This window comes from Burkholderiales bacterium (assembly GCA_036262035.1).
In the GTDB taxonomy this organism is placed as follows: domain Bacteria; phylum Pseudomonadota; class Gammaproteobacteria; order Burkholderiales; family SG8-41; genus JAQGMV01.
Genome location: DATAJS010000023.1, coordinates 59,794 through 76,588, shown reverse-complemented (window position 1 = coordinate 76,588; position 16,795 = coordinate 59,794). Strand labels below are relative to the sequence as shown.

General features: G+C 68.0%; 10 protein-coding genes. 1 reads left to right on the top strand and 9 read right to left on the bottom strand.

The genetic code is table 11. The annotated features are described in order from the left end of the window. Window positions 1-4: 4 nt before the first annotated feature. The 9 genes from VHP37_24215 to VHP37_24175 all read right to left on the bottom strand — a co-directional run bounded on the left by VHP37_24215 (window position 5) and on the right by VHP37_24175 (window position 15,660). A complete protein-coding gene (locus VHP37_24215; protein HEX2829473.1) occupies window positions 5-1,294 on the bottom strand; it encodes a multiheme c-type cytochrome in 1,290 nt (429 codons plus the stop codon). Further along, window positions 1,291-5,004 carry a hypothetical protein gene (locus tag VHP37_24210; GenBank protein ID HEX2829472.1) on the bottom strand — a complete coding sequence of 1,238 codons (3,714 nt, stop codon included), beginning with the start codon at window positions 5,002-5,004 and terminating at the stop codon, window positions 1,291-1,293. The genes VHP37_24215 and VHP37_24210 overlap by 4 nt, the downstream gene beginning before the upstream one ends. Next, window positions 5,004-7,070, bottom strand: a complete 2,067-nt coding sequence (locus VHP37_24205) for an SH3 domain-containing protein (protein ID HEX2829471.1) — start codon at window positions 7,068-7,070, stop codon at window positions 5,004-5,006. The genes VHP37_24210 and VHP37_24205 overlap by 1 nt, the downstream gene beginning before the upstream one ends. Further along, the gene (locus VHP37_24200; protein ID HEX2829470.1) at window positions 7,060-8,928 is read right to left on the bottom strand and encodes a heme-binding protein; all 1,869 of its coding nucleotides are present in this window, start codon (window positions 8,926-8,928) and stop codon (window positions 7,060-7,062) included. Before VHP37_24200 ends, VHP37_24205 begins: the two co-directional genes overlap by 11 nt. Further along, window positions 8,925-10,655: a cytochrome c3 family protein gene (locus tag VHP37_24195; GenBank protein ID HEX2829469.1), complete on the bottom strand. Its 1,731-nt coding sequence runs from the start codon at window positions 10,653-10,655 to the stop codon at window positions 8,925-8,927. The genes VHP37_24200 and VHP37_24195 overlap by 4 nt, the downstream gene beginning before the upstream one ends. 11 nt (window positions 10,656-10,666) lie before the next feature. After that, window positions 10,667-11,521, bottom strand: a complete 855-nt coding sequence (locus VHP37_24190; GenBank protein ID HEX2829468.1) for a hypothetical protein — start codon at window positions 11,519-11,521, stop codon at window positions 10,667-10,669. Between the two features lie 95 nt (window positions 11,522-11,616). After that, the gene (locus VHP37_24185; GenBank protein ID HEX2829467.1) at window positions 11,617-12,420 is read right to left on the bottom strand and encodes an SDR family oxidoreductase; all 804 of its coding nucleotides are present in this window, start codon (window positions 12,418-12,420) and stop codon (window positions 11,617-11,619) included. 74 nt (window positions 12,421-12,494) lie between these two features. Beyond that, a complete protein-coding gene (locus VHP37_24180; protein ID HEX2829466.1) occupies window positions 12,495-15,161 on the bottom strand; it encodes a glucosidase in 2,667 nt (888 codons plus the stop codon). Window position 15,162: 1 nt separating this feature from the next. Further along, window positions 15,163-15,660: a gluconokinase gene (locus VHP37_24175; GenBank protein ID HEX2829465.1), complete on the bottom strand. Its 498-nt coding sequence runs from the start codon at window positions 15,658-15,660 to the stop codon at window positions 15,163-15,165. A gap of 54 nt (window positions 15,661-15,714) precedes the next feature. Here VHP37_24175 and gnd point away from each other — a divergent pair, with 54 nt between their 5' ends. Continuing rightward, the gene (gene gnd, locus VHP37_24170) at window positions 15,715-16,713 is read left to right on the top strand and encodes a decarboxylating 6-phosphogluconate dehydrogenase (protein HEX2829464.1); all 999 of its coding nucleotides are present in this window, start codon (window positions 15,715-15,717) and stop codon (window positions 16,711-16,713) included. Window positions 16,714-16,795 lie beyond the last annotated feature (82 nt).

Sequence of the window (16,795 nt, the reverse complement as noted above, 5' to 3'; positions counted from 1 at the left end):
CGAATCAGCCGTCGAGAGGCGCGAGCGTCGCCTTGAGCTCGCGCAGCGCGCTCTGGAACTCGGCCGGCTTGTATTTCTCGTCGTACTGGACCAGTCCCAGGAGCCGGTTGAGCTTCGGCCCGACCTTCCTGATGTCGATCAGGCTGCGCTTGCGCATGAAGTCCGCAACGCTCTGGAGCGCCATCACCGCCTGCTCGGCCCCCTGGTAGTCGCTGTACTCGCCGTTGAGGCCGTCGTCGATCAGCCCGACCAGCACCGCGTTCAGGTCGCGCTCGGAGAAGCGATAGGCGCCGATCTTCGGCACCAGCTCGCCGATCGCGTGCTGGAGCGAGCGCGCCTGCGCCAGGGCATCACTGCCGCCCGCCACCGCGCGGTGGAAGCGCTGGATATGCTGGGGTACCTGCGACTGAGGGTCCACCCGCCTCGCGATCTGCCGCACCATCAGCAACCCCGAGTCGTTGAGCCGGATCACGCCGGGACCGACGCCGAGCCGCGCACCGGCGTTGCGCTTGTCGGCCATCGGGTGATGGCACGCGTGGCAGTCGAACAGGACCAGCTCGGGAAAGAGGCCGTCGCGGCCGCGCCGGGGATCGTTGAGGATGTCCAGGATCTGCTGGCTGCCGAGCGCCTGTCCGATCGCCCAGATGCGCACGCCGTCCCACGCGTCGCCGGTGTCGACGCGGAAGTGCGGGGGCTGGATCTGGGTGAAGGTGTCGAGCTCGAAGCTCATGCGCGGGTGGCCCGCGGCCATCATCTTGTGCGTGACGAACTTCTGCGAGTTGCCGAAGTGGCACGAGAGGCAGAGCTTCGCTCGATCGACCGAATCCTGCGTGGGATAGAGGCCGTTCGCGACGTTGGCCGCGCGGCTCGCGCCGCGCTGGACGTGCGTCTTCACGTAGCGTCCGGCGGGGCCGTGGCACGCTTCGCACGTCACGCCGTCGGCGAGGACGAAGCGCTCGCCGCGCCTGTCCTGGGGGACGTTGTGCGCGTGACAGTCCAGGCACAGCGCCGAGGTGTGCGCCGGCTCGCTGGCGCCGAGCCGCTTCATGATGTCTTTCGAGCGCTCGTTGAGCAGCACGCTGTAGGCGCGCGCGTGCTTGTCGCGCCGCGACCACGTCACGTATTCGTTCTGGAGCACGTTCGAGCGCTTCCACGATTCGACCGCGCCGTGGCACAGGCTCGACGAGCAGCTCGCAACGCCCAGCGTCCGGTCGGACGAGCTCTGCGGCAGCGTCGCGCCGCGCGCGGCGAGCGTGCAGGCGAGAGCCGCCAGCGCGAGCAGGATGCGAATCATCTCGGATCGTCGTGCACGGTCCACGGCGTGCCGTCGGGTTTGAGGAAGAGTTTACGCTGCTCCTCCAGGTTGAAAGGCCGCGAGCCGATGCGCCCGAACACCGCGACCTGGCCGCCGGTCTCGTCGACGCCGCGGTCGCGCTCGAGACCCCGCGAGAGCGAGAGCGCCGGACTGCTCGTCCTTTTCCACGCGACGAGGCGAGGCCTGGGTTCCGGGCTGAAGCCGTAGAACCTGGGCTGCGTGTCCGGCGCGGTGAGCTGGATCACCTTGAGCCCGTTGCGGCCGTCGGCGACGTAAGCGAAGAGCGACGCGTTGGTCGAGCCGATCGTGACGTCGCTCGCGTCGTTGAGCGCGCCGTCGGCGGTGTACCTGGTGAGGAGGCGAGGGCGCTCGGGGTTCTCGACGTCGACGATCGCGAGCCCCTCGCGCCCGGCAGCGACGTAAGCATAGGTGCGTGCGACGAACACTCTGCGCGCATCGGCGAGCGGCACGCGCGCGCGGGGCACGAGCTTCGGTCGCTCGGGATTGGTCACGTCGACGACCGCCAGGCCGCCCGCATCGGTCACGAAGAGGTAGCGGAACTGGAGCATCGCCGAGCGCGCGTCCTTCAGCGGTATCGTCGCGACCACTTTGGGCTGCGTCGGCTTGTCGAGGTTGACGACGACGATGCCCGCATCGGCGGCGATATAGGCGTAGTAGCCGCCCATCGTGATGTGGCGGGCGCCCTTCAGCGCGCCGCCGCCGTTCCAGGTCAGCGCGCGCCTGAGGAAGTTGTTGCGCGGCTCGCCGTCCTGCATCGTATTCACGTCGACGAGGATCAACCCTTCCTCGGCGTCGGTGATGAAGGCGTAGTTGTAGATCGGATGGAAAGCCTGCTCCTGGTTGGTCACGCGCATCAGCGTGCCCTGGTTCCTGAACGGGGCGATGGGCTGGTTGGTCGGCAGCGCGACGCACGTCGCGTTCGTCGAGGCGATGCGCGTGTCGTGGCCGGCGGACGAGAACGGCGCGGTGATGATGCGCTGGGAGATGCCCTTGTTCGCGATCGATGCGACGTCGTAGACCCGCAGGCCGCCCGCGCCTTCCGCGACGTAGAGATATTCGCCGCGAAGCTGGATGCAGTTGGCGCGGCCGCTCGTGCCGTGGTCGTGCGATTCCTGAAGCTCCCGATTGCGCTTCTGGTGAGCCGCGTACCAGTCGGGATAAGCGTAGCGGTGCAGATAGCTGCCGATCACCGCCTGCGGCTCGTCCCATTCGGTGACCTGCACCGCCTCGACATGACGCTCGGCGCCGACCCACGCGTTGAAGCCGACGAAGTTGACGAAGTTCGTCCCGTGCAGCAGGAGCTGCGCCATGATGGCGTTGTTGTCGTTCGCGGCCGAGAGGTGGCAGTCGCTGCACGTCTTGGTCTCGGTCTTGCGCTCGGTGTGGGGGTAGTGCGGCGCGAAAGCCTGGCTCGAGAATCCGCTCGCCGACACCGGCGGCTGCTGGATGTAGATGCGCTCTCGGTTGTTGTTGGTCGACGAGAGCACGAGCGCGGACGACGAGCGAATCGGCGCGATCTTGCCGTTCTTCACGCTGCCGTGCCGCCCGAGCTGGAAGACGTCGTCGCGCACGACCTGCGGGTTGTAGGTGGCGTAGTTGCGCGTGAATCCGCCTTCGAAGTGCAGGCGCTCGGTCTTCCAGTTCGCTTCGATCGGGAGATGGCAGCCGCTGCAGCTCGTGGTCCACGACAGATGGCAGGTGTAGCACGCCATGTTCTCGTTGCCGTGCGCGCGCTGGTCGGCGGGCACGCCGGGTCCCCATGACTGCTTGTAGCCGTCGTAGCTCCCCTTCGCCATCAGCTTCGCGCGGGCCGCTTTCTCGTTGTAGCCGGGATGCTTGGGGTTGACGCTGTCGCGTACCAGCGAGAGCTTCCATTCCAGCTTCGGATCGAGCATCGAGCGCTGGTAGAGCCGTCCTTCGCGCCACTCGAAGCGCTTGCGCCCGTCGGGCGTGCGCAGCAGTCCGAGGTCGAGCCCGCGCCCGTTCGCGGCCGGCCCGGAGGTGAAGAGCGTGGGATAGCGTTCCGACGTGCCGTGGCAGTCGACGCAGTCGATCTCGATCGCCGCCGCGACCTCGCCGTAGAGATGGCCGTTGCCGTGCGAATCCTGGCTGAAATGGCAGTCGGTGCAGTGCATGCCGACGTCGAGGTGCACCGACGAGAGGTGCACCGCTTTCCTGAACTTCATCGGGTCGTCGTCGGCGACCGCTTTGCCGTCCTTGTCGAGCAGCGTGCCTTTGCGGTCGCGCTTGTATACCGCGCGGAAGTTCCAGCCGTGCCCGTGGTAGTCGGCGAACTGGGTGTCCTTGAGCTTGGGATTGAGCGCCGAGACGTCCTTGAGGAAATCGGGATCGCCCCACTTGCCGATCGTGGACGCGCCTTCGGGATTGCGGTCGAGGATGCGGCGGCGCTCGTCGTGCGACGGATGGCGCTGCTTCTCGGGCCACATGAACGGCGCGTCGGCCTCGTAATCCCACATCGTGTAGCCGTAATAGCTGTTCACGAAGACGTTGGGCTGGTGCATGTGGCACGTCATGCACTGCGAGGACGGGATCGAGCGCGTGAACTCGTGCTTGAGCGGGTGCCCCGGACGCGTCTTGTCGATCGTCGGATCGGCGGTGATCGACTTGCCTTCGTGCCCGTGCTTCGCATAAGGCCCCGCGTGCCGCGAGTCGCGGTCGTTCGCGTACACCACGTGGCAGCTCGAGCAGCCCGAAGAGCGGTAATCGCCCGGCTGCTCGTTGGTGCCGAGGAACCACATCAGCGGATCGTTGAGGCGCGTCTTGGTGAGGTTGATGAGCGGCACCGCGATGCGCGCGCCGGTGCCGGGGCCGCGGTTCGAAGCCTTGATGTCGGGCCGACCCGGCTCGTCGAGCACCTGCAATCGCCCGGCGAGATTGGGCAGGCCGACCTCGGGGAAGAGGCTGCCGATCACGCGCCCGCCGCGCTCGAACACGCGAAAGATGTCCGCCGGCGGCACGGTCTCCCACGCCGGCAGCGGCATCAGTTCGGGAAGGATGCCTTTGCTCGACATCCATGCGTCGGGCGCCACCGGGTTCTTGATCAGCGCCGGCTCGCCGATGCGCGTGTACGCTTCGCCGAGGATGCCGCGCTTGTCGGACAGGATGCCGTTGTTGTACGACGCGCCGTTGAAGAGCATCGCGCCGGTCGCCATGAGGCTGCGCTCGGCCGCCTGGATCGTTTCGAGGTGGCACGCGCCGCACGCTTCGCGCGCGACGCGGTAGTCGGCGGGATTGATGAAGCGCACGAACTCGGGACGCTCGCGGTTGAGCAGGGTGTAGCTGCGCTCGGGATTCGCCGACGCCGGGGTTTTCCAGGCTTCGGGAAAGCGCGGCGCCACATGGGCGCGCGACATCGCTTCGGCGTATTCGGGGGACGGGCTGCGGTCGACGACCGGCTTCGTCACGCGCGGGTTGCCGCCGTGGCAGTCGGCACAGCCGAGCACCACGCTTTCCGCCGCGTGCATGGTCGCGCGGTCGGTCGTCTCGTGGCACGACACGCAGCCGCGCGATTTCTCGGCGGCTTCCCCGGCGGTTTGCGTCGCGGGTGCCGGCGGCGCGGCGGCGGCGCGCTCCTCCGGAGCCACGACCGTCGCGACCGCCGCGGTCGCAGCGATCCAGCACGCGAACGCGATGGGGAGGAAGCGCATCAGTACGCGAACAGGATGTTGATCAGCACCGAGTACTGCTTGCTGTCGACCGAGTTGCCGTACAGCTCCTTGAGCCCCTGCGCCGGGAACAGCACGGCGCCCGACGCGTTGATCACGATGTTCTGGTTGAAGAGCGGCCGATACTGGATGCCGGCCGAGACGTCGGTGCCGATGCGCGTGCTGGTGAAGCGCTGGTTACGCAGGTTCGCGAGCGATGAGAGATTGTCGAACTCGAGGTAGTTCACGTTGGTGATGACGCGCAACTGCGGGCGCACGTCGAAATCCGCGCCGATGCCGAAGAGGTGTATCCCCGGATTGGTGAAGTTCGACTGGCCGTGCTCGCGCGAGGTGCGGAGCGAGGCGAGCACGCCGTTGCGGATCGACAGGTTGGTGCCGCCGCCGCCGATGAGCGGTATGCCCTGGCGTATCCAGTAGCTCGTGTCGGCGCCCGCGATCAGCGGGTTCTCGAGCACCGCGTCGAAACCGGTCGCTTTGGAGTCGAACGGGTCCTTGTCGCCCGAGGCAAAAAGGGCGCTGGCGCGGATGCGCACCCAGTCGAAGTCGCGCGACAGCTCCATCGCGCCGAAGTACGCGCCGATGCGCTCGCGCACGCCGGAGAACATGCCGCGGTCGTCGCGACCGTAAGCGTAATAACCCGATGCGGTCAGATTCCAGCGGCCGAAATGGCCGTCGCCGTTCAGGCCGAAATAGGTGACGTTGTAGTTGTGCGGCCGCCCGGTGCCGAGGATCGCCGGGCGTTGCAGGAAGCCGTTGGCGTTGTAGTACTGGCCGCGATCGCCTTCGCGGTTGCGGTTGTGGAGCACGATGCCCTGCGCGGTGAAACCGGGCACCGGCCAGTCCTGGCGATAGAGGTTCGCGACGTAGACGTCGTCGGCGCGCAGGCGCTGCGTCACGTCGTTGAGACCGCTGTTGGTGTCTTTCTCGAGCCTGCGGAAAGCGCCGACGTTGTACTGCCACTGGTTGTTGTCGCGCGTGCCGAAGAGGCGCACGCCGAGCGGCTGGTCGAGAAAGAGAAAGCCGCGGAAGTCGCTTGTGAACGGCTGGATGCCGACGCGCACGCTGTCGAAGTCGTAGCGCGTCGAGACGTCGCGCAGGTGCTTGTCGAGGAAGAACTCCTGTACGCCGAAGAAGCCGTCGTTGCGCGTGCGCCCCTGCAGCGGATCGACGTTGACCGCCCGCACTTCCTGGGTGACGGTGCGGTTGAGGTTGATGACCGGCACGAAGCGCAGCTCGTAGTCCGGCGGGCGGAAGACGGTGTTCCCCTTGATGAGCGAGAGCCCGATGATCGCGGTCTCGGCGAGCAGCGACTGGCGCCCGCGGCCGAGCGTCGCGTTCGAGCCGGCATTCACCATCGACTGGTTGCCGACCGCGGTCGGCAATCGCCGCAGCTCGATCACGCTGTCCGACACCGCCGAGAGGTTGAAGAACCAGTCGGGCCCGAGCTGCTTCTGGAGGACCGGCAGGTCGCCTTTGAGCACGTTCGGGTTGTACGGATCGCGCAGGTCGTACGGCAGCAGGCCGAGCTGTTTCACGATCCGCCAGCGGTCGATCACCGGCACTTCCTGGCGCAGGTCGAAGGGCGAAGGCGCTTCGACTTTCGCCGGATCGATGACCGGCAGGCGCGGCTCGAGGCGCGTGCCCTGCGGCCGGCGGCGTTCGAGATCGGGCGCGCGGCCCAGATCGATGCGTCGGTCGGCGGGGAAGGGGATCACGCTCAGCGAAGGACCGGTCGTGGTCGGTGCGTCCATCACCCACGCCGGCGCCGCGCCTTCGCGCCGCACCCGATACCACTCTCCGGTCTTCAGATCCGATTCGAGCTGCGCGCCCTGTTCGACGCGTCCGACCACGGGCGCATCGCTGTCCGGTTTCTCGTGCAGCGCCGCTTCGGGCACGAGCACCTGAAGCAGGAACCGATCGGGCACCGCGGCTGCGGGTTTCGCATCGCTGAGGGCGGCGTAATGGACCGGCACATAGCCGTACGAGGCGAACGGCAGCGCGCACGCCGCCATCGCGACCAGTGCGAGCGCGCGGCGGTCAGAGGCCATCGCAGACGTTGGTCGCGGTGCTGTCGACGAAAGGCGCGATGGGGCAGTTCACATAGCGCAGGCGTCCGCCGGGCAGGTTGATCTGGTCGGCGCGGCGCGCCTGCGGCGCGTTGCCGATCCCGGTGGCCAGCGCGGCGCCCGCATTGGCGAGACCGAGAAATGCGACCATGTCGTCCTGGTCGATGCCGTCGCCCGACACGCCGATCGCGCCGACGAGCGTCGCGCCGCGGTAGATCGGTACGCTGCCGGGGAAGATCTGGATGCCGTTGGGCGCGCGCGTCAGGCCGGTGCACGGCGCCGTCTGCGCGTTGGTGACGAGGTTCGTGACCACGCGATTGATGACGAGATCGAGCTGCAGGCCGTCGGTGAACGGGCTCCAGCTCCCGAACGGCTTGGAGAGCGGCCCCGGCCCGTTGGCGTTGATGCCGTCCGGGAAGAACGGCCGCGCGAGGTTGCCGATCGCGCGCGCGCTGTAGGCGGTGCCGTCGGTGAGCGCGCCGGGAATCAGCGCCTGCATGTTCACCACGTACTGCCCGATCGGTGAGGCGGCGGGCGGCGTGGGATAGAGCGCCGGCGGCTGCGCGGTCAGCTCGGCGCCCGCGGTCGGCACCGAAAAGAGCAGCGCGCTGCGGGCTTTCTGCACCGAGACGTCGATGCCGAAGATCGCCGCGTCCGGCGTCCTCACGAGCCCGACGATCGCGCCGTTGGTGTCGACGACGGCGATCGAGACCTGGGCCGTCGCCCCGAGCGGCCGGCGGATCTGCCCCCGCGCGCGATTCGCGACGCGCAAGCCTTCGACGAGGATGCGCGAGACTTCGGGCTGGGTCATCTGGCCGTCGGTGCCGGCGATCGGCGGGTAGCGGTTGACGCCGGTGCCGTCGTCGAGCACGTACGAGTTCGTGCCGGCGAAGGCCGGGTCGGCGTTGGCGCGTATGCCCGATGCGGTCGTGCCGTAGGTCGCGCCCGCCGCGACGACCGCCGCGTTGAATCCGGGAACCGCGATCAGCGCGCCGGGCGGCGGGAACGCGGGCGCGCCTGCGGGATTCGATTGCAGCGCTTCGGAATCGACGTAGCGCAGGCTGCGGCCGTCGACCGTGATGCGGTCGGCGCGGCGGTCGGAGGGCGCATCGAAGCCGCGCGTGCCCGCCACGGCGATCAGCTCGTCCGCGCTCTGGTCGATGTCGGTGACGTTCAGATCGAGGCCGTACACCGCATCGGAGATGACGCCGACGCCGCCGACGACCGTGCCGTTCTTGTAGAGGGGAAGGCCGCCCGGGTCGGCTGCGAGCCCGAGCGGCGAGCCCTTAGGGCCCGCTGCGACGATCGCCTGGTTGCGAACGACGTCGGAGCACGAGAGCGACGAGAACTGCACGCCGAAGAGCGGGCCGCCCGGCGAGTTGATCTCGCCGGGATTGAAGTTCTCCTGCACGATCTGGCTCGCGGTGCGCGTGGTGAAGGCGTGGCCTTCGCTCGAGAGATACGCGCCGGTCAGCGCTTTGGCGATCGCCGCGAACTCCGAAGGCACGATGTTGACGTTCTCGAGACCGCCCGACACGCCGCGTCCGCTGCTGATCGTGAACGTCGGCGCCGCGGCGGGCATCCTGAACACCGCGAGCACGTTGCCGACGCGGTCGACGACCGCGACGGTCGCGTTCGCGCCGCGCGCCGTCGCCTCGAACACCGCCTGGCCGATCACGCGCTGCACGTCGGCGACGGTGAGATTGCTCGGCGTCGCGACGAAGCACGCGCCGGAGCATCCCGCCGAGCCGCCGACCGTACGTCCGCCGTCGCCACCCGAACCTCCGCCGCATCCCGCGATCAGCGCGGCCGCCAACAACGCGACGAAGCGTCCCCTCATTTCCTTCCCCTTGCCTGCATCTGAGTCTGCAGCTCCCAATGCCAGAAGTCGCGCCCCGCATGAAACTTGTGGCACGACGCGCAATCGGACGTGACCTTCCCCATCACCGGCCGCGCGCCGACGTGGCACTCGCGGCACTTCGCGACGTTCGGCATCGCGATGTCGGCGGCATTCTTCGATCGGGTCACATCATGACACGTCGTGCACGACTGCGTCGCGTGCTTCGCATGTGAGAACAATGCCTGCGGCATCCACACGCGCGCGACGCGTACCTTTGCTATGGCGTAGCCGCCGTTCGCGTCGGGCTGGGTGTAGTGGCACGTCGAGCACACCGCGCGCTCCTTGAAGAGCTCGCGCAGCACGCGCTGGGCGCGCTCGTCGGCGATGCGCAGCGCCTGCTGGCGTTCCTGGTAATCGAGCACCGCGCCGGGGCGCATGCGGATGAGATCGGGCGGCGGCGTGACACCCGGCGGCACTTCGCCGAGCACGAGCCTCGCGTAGAACTCGCGCAGCGTCGTCACCACGTCTTCGACCGGCCCGTGCGGGACCTGGCGCCTGGTCACTTTCGGCTCGAACGCGAGCGAATGGCATTGGCGGCAGTGGCGCTCCATGTCGATGGGGGCGATGAGACGTCCGCCTTCGTCGCGCTCGTGGCAGTCGCCGCAGCTCAATACCGTGCGCTTTTCCTGCGGATCGCGGATTCCCGCGGGATTCATGTGCAGAGCGTGGTTGAACTTCAGATTCGAGCGCTCGACCATCTCGGCGGGCCGCTGCGCGGCCTGTCGCACGCGCCGGGTCGTCTCGGGCCGGTCCGCGTCGACGAGCGTCAGCCGGAACTGCGGGTGATCTTCGGCGAAGTCGGTGACGTTCTGCGACTGCGCATGCGGCGCGGTGGACTTGATGTCGGCGTGACAGTCGGCGCAGAGCTCCTGCGCGCGCGGCGCCATGTCCTTGCCCTTGTGGTCGCGATGGCACTCGGCGCAGCGCGTGCGCGCGAACTCGATGCCGCGCGAACCGGTGAGCTCGAATTTCGGCACGTGCTCGCGGATGGTCTTGTGGCACGACACGCACCCCGAGTCGCGCACCTGCACGAAAGGAAATTCGTGGCACGCGCGGCAGTTCGCGCCGAACACCTGGTGCCCGCGAGACAGCGTGCCCGGGTTCCACGCCTGCATGAAATTGCCGGCGACGACCGGCACGAGCTCGCGGAAGATCGCTTTCGCAGAGCCCGGCTCGGCCGGGCCGCGCGGGCCGAGGAGATCGGCCGCGAGCGGCACGACGAGCGCGAGCAACAGCACGCCGAAGAACGCGAGGTAGGAGAGCCGCCTTTTGGACACGCGGGGCGCGAGCATGAGCACACGCCGGAGCATGTTGCCGCCGCTCGCGAACTTCGGGTCGAACGCGACGGTGAGCGCGAGCGGCAGGTCCGCGGGCGGCTCATCGACCGTGATCTCGTACGCCCCGATGTGGATCGCGTCGCCGATCGCGAGATCGGCCGTCTGCACCCGGCGGCCGTTGAGCTCGATCGTGCCGTCGACCGCTTCGACACGCGCGCCGGTCGGGTGGATCGAGAGACGCGCGTGGTTGAGCGCGACGCGCGCGTCGGGAAGGTGGATCTCGTTGCGGGTGCCGCGGCCGATGCCGAGCAGCGTCCCGGTCAGGCGGCGCTGGTCGCGCTGCGATTGCCCGCGGGCATTGCGGCGTACGTGCGTGACCAGGACCGTCATTAAGGCGCGCGCTACCAGAAGTAGAAGACCGACACGACGTGCGCGATCAGCGCGGCGAGCAGCGCGAAAGAAAGCGGCACGTGGAAGTACAGCCACAGGTGCAGGACCGCGCGATAACCGAGGTCGCGCCGGATGCGGTCGGTCAGCGCTTTCTTGCGCGTCATCTCGACCAGGAGCTGCGCGTTGAGCTTCGCCTGCTCGCCCGTGAGGTTGCGGCCGACCTTCTTCAGCGCGTCGCAGGCCGCGGCGGTCGGGCACTCCGCGGGCGAGAGCACCGGCCGCAGCACGAAGTCGGGCAGGACGTTCATCTCGCGCGCCTCGGCGCGCGCGGCGGTGGCGACGATCGCGTTGACCTCGTCCGGAAGATCGAGCGCGATGCGGCGGCATTTCTGATCGAGGTCGGCGACCTTGAGCAGCATGGTCTCGAGGGTCTCGTTGCGGAGATTCCGCGTCATGAGCTCGGGGTAGCGCACGTACGAGTAGATGCCGAAGAACCCGCTCACGATCACCGCGACCATGAGCGCGTAGGCGAGGGTGTGGATGTTCCAGCCGAACTCGAAGGCGCAGTGCAGCGTAGCGACGACGAGGAGCGAGGTCCCGAGGCAGACGTGCGCGGAGGTCCAGCCCTGGAGGCTGCCGAGCGCACCGCGATAGCGGCGCTTCCTCACGCCGAGCAGCATCAGCCACAGCACGAGGACACCCGAGATCGTGCCCATGGTGTAGCCGAACGCGGTGCCGCCGTACGGCTTCAGATACACCGTGGGCGGCTCGTGCCACGCGTAAGCGGCTATCGCGCCGACGCAGACGAGCAGGGCGAGCTTGACGTACCGGCCGTTTCCGAAGTTGAGTATCGACTGGTGCTGCATCGGCGCCGTCGGGGTTTGTTATTCGTTCTGGCTCCGCGCATGCAGCCGCGCGGATGGGCATTGCCCGAGTATAAACGGACGCCGGCGCCGAAGCGTCAGCCGCCGCGCGCGAATCCGGGATAGAGCGTCATGCCGCCGTCGACGAAAAAGGTCTGTCCGGTGACATAGTCCGCCTCGTCCGAGGCGAGCCACACCGCGGCCTTGCCGATGTCTTCAGGGACGCCGATGCGCCCGTAGGGGATGAGCGTGAGGAGCGCATCGAGCGCTTCCTGCGTCTCCCACGCCGCGCGGTTGATCGGGGTCTGGATCGCGCCCGGTCCGATCGAGTTGACGCGGATCTTCTGCGGCGCAAGCTCCTGCGCCATGGACTGCATCAGGAGCTTCACGCCGCCTTTGGACGCCGCGTAGTTCACGTGCCCGGCCCACGGGATCACCTCGTGCACCGAGGACATGCAGATGATCTTCCCGCACGCCTTGGAGATCTCCGGGCGCACGCCCTGCCGCAGAAACTCCTGCACCGCCCGGCGCGCGCACAGGAACATGCCCGTGAGGTTGACCCCGATCACCTTGTCCCACTGGGCGAGAGTCATGTCGGCGAACGGCGCGTCCTGCTGCAGGCCTGCGTTGCTGACCAGGATGTCGATCGTGCCGAAAGCCCTCAGCATCTCGTCGAACATCGCTTCGACTTCGCCCTCCTGGGAGACGTCCGCCCGGATCGCGATCGCCTGACGCCCGAGCAGCTCGATGCTCTCGACCGTTTTCCGCGCGCCCTCGACGCTGCCCGCGTAGTTGACGATCACGTCGGCGCCCGCGCGCGCGAGCGCGACGGCGACACCCGCGCCTATGCCCGAGCTCGCGCCGGTCACGAGCGCTTTCTGTCCCTGCAGCGGTAATGTCATCTCGTTCTCCTGTAGCGCAGGCGCCTCGCCTGCATCCGGTACTCGAGCCCAACGTGCAGGCGAGGGCGCCTGCGCTACCGCTGGCACCACTCGTCGATGAGCGATGCGACGAGGCCGGTCCAGCCGGTCTGGTGCGACGCGCCGAGGCCTTCGCCGGTCTCGGCGTGGAAATACTCGTGGAAGCAGATGTAATCGCGCCAATACGGGTCGTTCTGGAATTTCTCGCTGTTGCCGTACACCGGGCGCCGGCCGTCCGGGCCGCGGAGGAAGATCGAGACGAGGCGCTGGGCGTGCGTCTGCGCGAGCTCGCCGACGGTCCAGCGCCGGCCGCTGCGGTCGAGCGTCCCGAGCGAATTGCCGTAGGCCTTGGCGAGCTTGCGCATCGCTTCGATCATCAGGAACGCGGTCGGGAACCACACCGGACCGCGCCAGTTCGAGTTGCCGCCCTTGATCTTGGAATCGGCCTCGCCGGGCTCGTACAGCACCTGCGCGCCGTCGAGCACGAAAGGCCGGGCCGCGTGGCATTTCGACAGGCTGCGCAGCCCATAGTCGGAGAAGAACTCCGACGGCTCTGCGATGTAGTGCAGCAGTCCCTCGATCTGGCGCCGGTCGACGATCGTGAGCGCGAGGATGCCGCCTTCGGGAGTGTGCAGCCGGTTCACCACGTGCTGCGCGAGCTCGTGACGCTTCTCGACGAACCATTGCACATTCCCGCGGAACTCGTCGAAAAACTCGGTCCACGCGTCCTCGAGACGTTCCACCGCGTACAGCGGCACCAGGCCCACCATCGAGCGCACCCGCAGCTTCTCGCAGCGACCGCCGGGGAACCGCAGCACGTCGTAGAAAAAACCGTCGCGCTCGTCCCACAGGTTGTAGTCCTCGCCGCCGATCTTCTTCATCGCCGCGCCGATGTAGATGTAGTGCTGGAAGAACTTGGTCGCGAGCCCCTCGTAGGCGTGATTCTCCTTCGCGAGCTCGAGCGCGATGCGCATCATGTTCAGGCAGTACATCCCCATCCAGCCGGTCGCGTCCGACTGCTCGAGCGTGCAGCCGCCGGGCAGCTTCTCCGAGCGGTCGAAGAGGGTGATGTTGTCGAGCCCGAGGAAACCGCCTTCGAAAACGTTGTTCCCGTCTGCGTCGACCTTGTTGATCCACCACGCGAAGTTGATGAGCAGCTTGTGGAAGCATTTCTCGAGGAATACGCGGTCGCCTTGCTTCGCGCGAATGCGGTCCATGTTGTACACGCGCCAGACCGCCCACGGATGCACCGGCGGGTTGAGGTCGGAGAACTCCCACTCGTACGCCGGGATCTGCCCGTTGGGATGCTGGAACTGCTCGAACAGCATCAGCCACAGCTGCTCTTTCGCGAACTCCGGATCGATGAGGCAGATCGGGATCGTGTGGAAAGCGAGGTCCCACGCCGCGAACCACGGGTACTCCCACTTGTCCGGCATGGACAGCACACGCATGGAATTGAGGTGCTTCCAGTGCGTGTTGCGGATCCATTCGCGCTCGCGCGGGGGCGGCGCGTGCGCGTGATCGCCCTTGAGCCACTTCGCGACGTCGAAGAGATAGTTCTGCTTGCCCCACATCAGCCCCGCGAACGCCTGGCGCTGCACGCGCTTCTCGTCCTCGGTCGCGCCTTTGGGATGGATGCTGTCGTAGAACTCGTCGGCATCCCTGACGCGCTCGCGCACGGTCGCGTCGACCGCCGCCAGCGGATCCTCGAGCGCGGCATCGGTGAGGCGCAGCCTCACCACGGTCGAGCCGCCGGCGGGAACGGCGCGGACGAAGCGCATCGCGGCTTTGGTGCCGCGAAACTGGCGGTTCACCGCGCCGGCATCGCCGTCCACGACGTAACGGTGGAAAGCATCCTTGGTATAGGTGTGGCCGTCGTCGCGGCCGTACAGCCTGCGAGCGTTGGTCTCGTTGTCGGTGAAGAGCAGCTCGGCGTCGCGCTCGCCATAGAGGTAGCGCCGCCCGATCGAGTAGTGGAAAGGCAGGTTATCGAGGTGGTCGGCGTCGCTGTCGTCCGCGATCAGCCACTCGAAGCGGTCCGCCACGCTCGGCCCCGCGGTGATGATCGGCTCGCGCTTGCGCGTATCGCCCCACGCCCAGATGTTGCGGAACCAGAGGTGAGGGATGATCTCGACCGCGGCGGCTTCGGGGCCGCGGTTGAACGCTTCGATGCGGATGCACAGGTCCTCGGGGCCGGCCTTGGCGTACTCGACGAAGACGTCGAAATAGCGGTCCTCGTCGAAGACGCCGGTGTCGAGCAGCTCGTACTCGCGGCCGCTCCCGCCGCGGCGGCGGTTCTCCTCGACGAGCGCGCGGTATGGAAACTCCGCCTGCGGATACTTGTACAGGTATTTCATGTACGAGTGCGTCGGCGTCGAGTCGAGATAGAAGTAGTACTCCTTCACGTCCTCGCCGTGATTGCCTTCGGTCGGCACGAGCCCGAACGCGCGTTCTTTCAGGATCTGGTCCCTGCGGTTCCACAGCGCGAGCGCGAAACACAGCAGCTGGTAGCGGTCGCAGATGCCGGCGAGACCGTCCTCGCCCCAGCGATAGGCTTTGGCGCGCGCCATGTCGTGCGTGAGGAAGCTCCATGCGTCGCCGTCGGCGCTGTAGTCCTCGCGCACCGTGCCCCACGAGCGCTCGGAGAGATAGGGTCCCCAGCGCTGCCACGGCACGCGGGCGTTCTTGATCGCGAGCAGGCGCTCCTTTTCCCGCGTCGGCATCTCAGGCGAGCGCCCACGCCTCGACGATGCGCCTCACGATCTCTTCGGGCGGCAGGGTGTTCGGCAGCGTCAGCGCGTCGCCCGGCTCTTCGAGCGTGGCGATCTGGCTGTCGAGAAGGTGCGGCGACGCGCGGTGCGCGCGCCGGCCGGCAAGGCGCCGGGCGGTGACGTCGCGGTCCGCCCGCAGGTACACGAAGCGCATCTCGCCGCGGGCGAGGCCGGGCGGCGTCAGCGCGTCGCGATACGCGGCCTTGAGCGCGGAGCACGCGAGGATCGCCGATTCCCCGTTCGTTACGACGCGGGCAAGCTCCTGGTTCAGGCGCGCGAGCCACGGCGTCCGGTCGGCGTCCGTCAGCGCTTCGCCGCGCTCCATCTTCTGCCACGCCGATTCGGTGTGAAAATCGTCGGCTTCGATGAAGCGCCAGCCGAGCCGCTCGGCGAGCTCGGCGCCGACGGTGGTCTTGCCGGCGCCGGTGACGCCCATGACGACGATGATCATCGCAGGTCCGCGTATAGTCGGGTCAGGTAAGTTACTACAAACGGGAACGCGTTTATGCAACTCGCGATGATCGGCGCAGGGCGCATGGGCTCGAACATGGTCAGAAGGCTGCTGCGCGCGGGGCACGAGTGCGTCGTCTACGACGCCAATGCGGCGGCGGCGCAGGCGCTGGCGGCGGACGGCGCCGCGGCCGCGCGTTCCATGGAGGATCTCGTGCAGCGCCTCGCGAAACCGCGGACGGTCTGGCTCATGCTGCCCGCCGGCCTCGTCGACCGCGAGATCGCCGCGCTGTCGGCGCTGCTCGAGCCGGACGACGTCATCGTCGACGGCGGCAATTCGCATTTCGCGGACGACATCCGCCGCGCGCGGGAGCTCGCCGAGCGCGGCATCCGCTACATGGATGCGGGCACGAGCGGGGGCATCGCCGGCGGCGAGCGCGGCTATTGCCTGATGGTCGGAGGCGACGCGGACATTTTCGAGCGGTTGGAACCGCTGTTCGCTGTGCTCGCGCCTGGCGTGGATGCCGCGCCGCGCACGGCGGGCGGGAGCGGGGAGCCTGCGGTCGCCGAGAAGGGGTATCTGCACTGCGGACCGCACGGCGCGGGGCATTTCGTGAAGATGGTCCACAACGGCATCGAATACGGGTTGATGGCCGCGTACGCCGAAGGACTGAACCTGCTCAGGAGCGCCAACGCGGGCGCGGCGACCCAGCGCCACGACGCGGAGACCACGCCGCTGCGCGAGCCCGAGCGCTATCGCTACGACTTCGACATCGCGGCGATCGCCGAGCTCTGGCGGCGCGGCAGCGTGGTGAGCTCGTGGCTGCTCGACCTCACGGCGCGCGCGCTGGCGCGCGACCCCGATCTCGGGGCGTTCTCCGGAGGTGTCTCGGATTCAGGGGAAGGCCGCTGGACCGTGTCCGCGGCCATCGACCTCGGCGTACCCGCGCCGGTGCTGTCGACCGCGCTGTTCGAGCGCTTCGCCTCGCGCGACAACGACGATTACGCCAATCGCGTGCTGTCGGCGATGCGGCGGGAGTTCGGGGGGCATTGAGGATTACCGGACGCTCCGGGATTGCTTCGTCGCTGCGCTCCTCGCAATGACCGCTTCAGTCATCGCGAGGCGGCTGCGGCAG

Coding starts and splice junctions, on each gene's coding strand:
- VHP37_24175 (HEX2829465.1), bottom strand. CDS start 15,660: ATGATCATCGTCGTCATGGGCGTCACCGGCGCCGGCAAGACCACCGTC.
- gnd (HEX2829464.1), top strand. CDS start 15,715: ATGCAACTCGCGATGATCGGCGCAGGGCGCATGGGCTCGAACATGGTC.
- VHP37_24215 (HEX2829473.1), bottom strand. CDS start 1,294: ATGATTCGCATCCTGCTCGCGCTGGCGGCTCTCGCCTGCACGCTCGCC.
- VHP37_24185 (HEX2829467.1), bottom strand. CDS start 12,420: ATGACATTACCGCTGCAGGGACAGAAAGCGCTCGTGACCGGCGCGAGC.
- VHP37_24180 (HEX2829466.1), bottom strand. CDS start 15,161: ATGCCGACGCGGGAAAAGGAGCGCCTGCTCGCGATCAAGAACGCCCGC.
- VHP37_24200 (HEX2829470.1), bottom strand. CDS start 8,928: ATGAGGGGACGCTTCGTCGCGTTGTTGGCGGCCGCGCTGATCGCGGGA.
- VHP37_24210 (HEX2829472.1), bottom strand. CDS start 5,004: ATGCGCTTCCTCCCCATCGCGTTCGCGTGCTGGATCGCTGCGACCGCG.
- VHP37_24205 (HEX2829471.1), bottom strand. CDS start 7,070: ATGGCCTCTGACCGCCGCGCGCTCGCACTGGTCGCGATGGCGGCGTGC.
- VHP37_24195 (HEX2829469.1), bottom strand. CDS start 10,655: ATGACGGTCCTGGTCACGCACGTACGCCGCAATGCCCGCGGGCAATCG.
- VHP37_24190 (HEX2829468.1), bottom strand. CDS start 11,521: ATGCAGCACCAGTCGATACTCAACTTCGGAAACGGCCGGTACGTCAAG.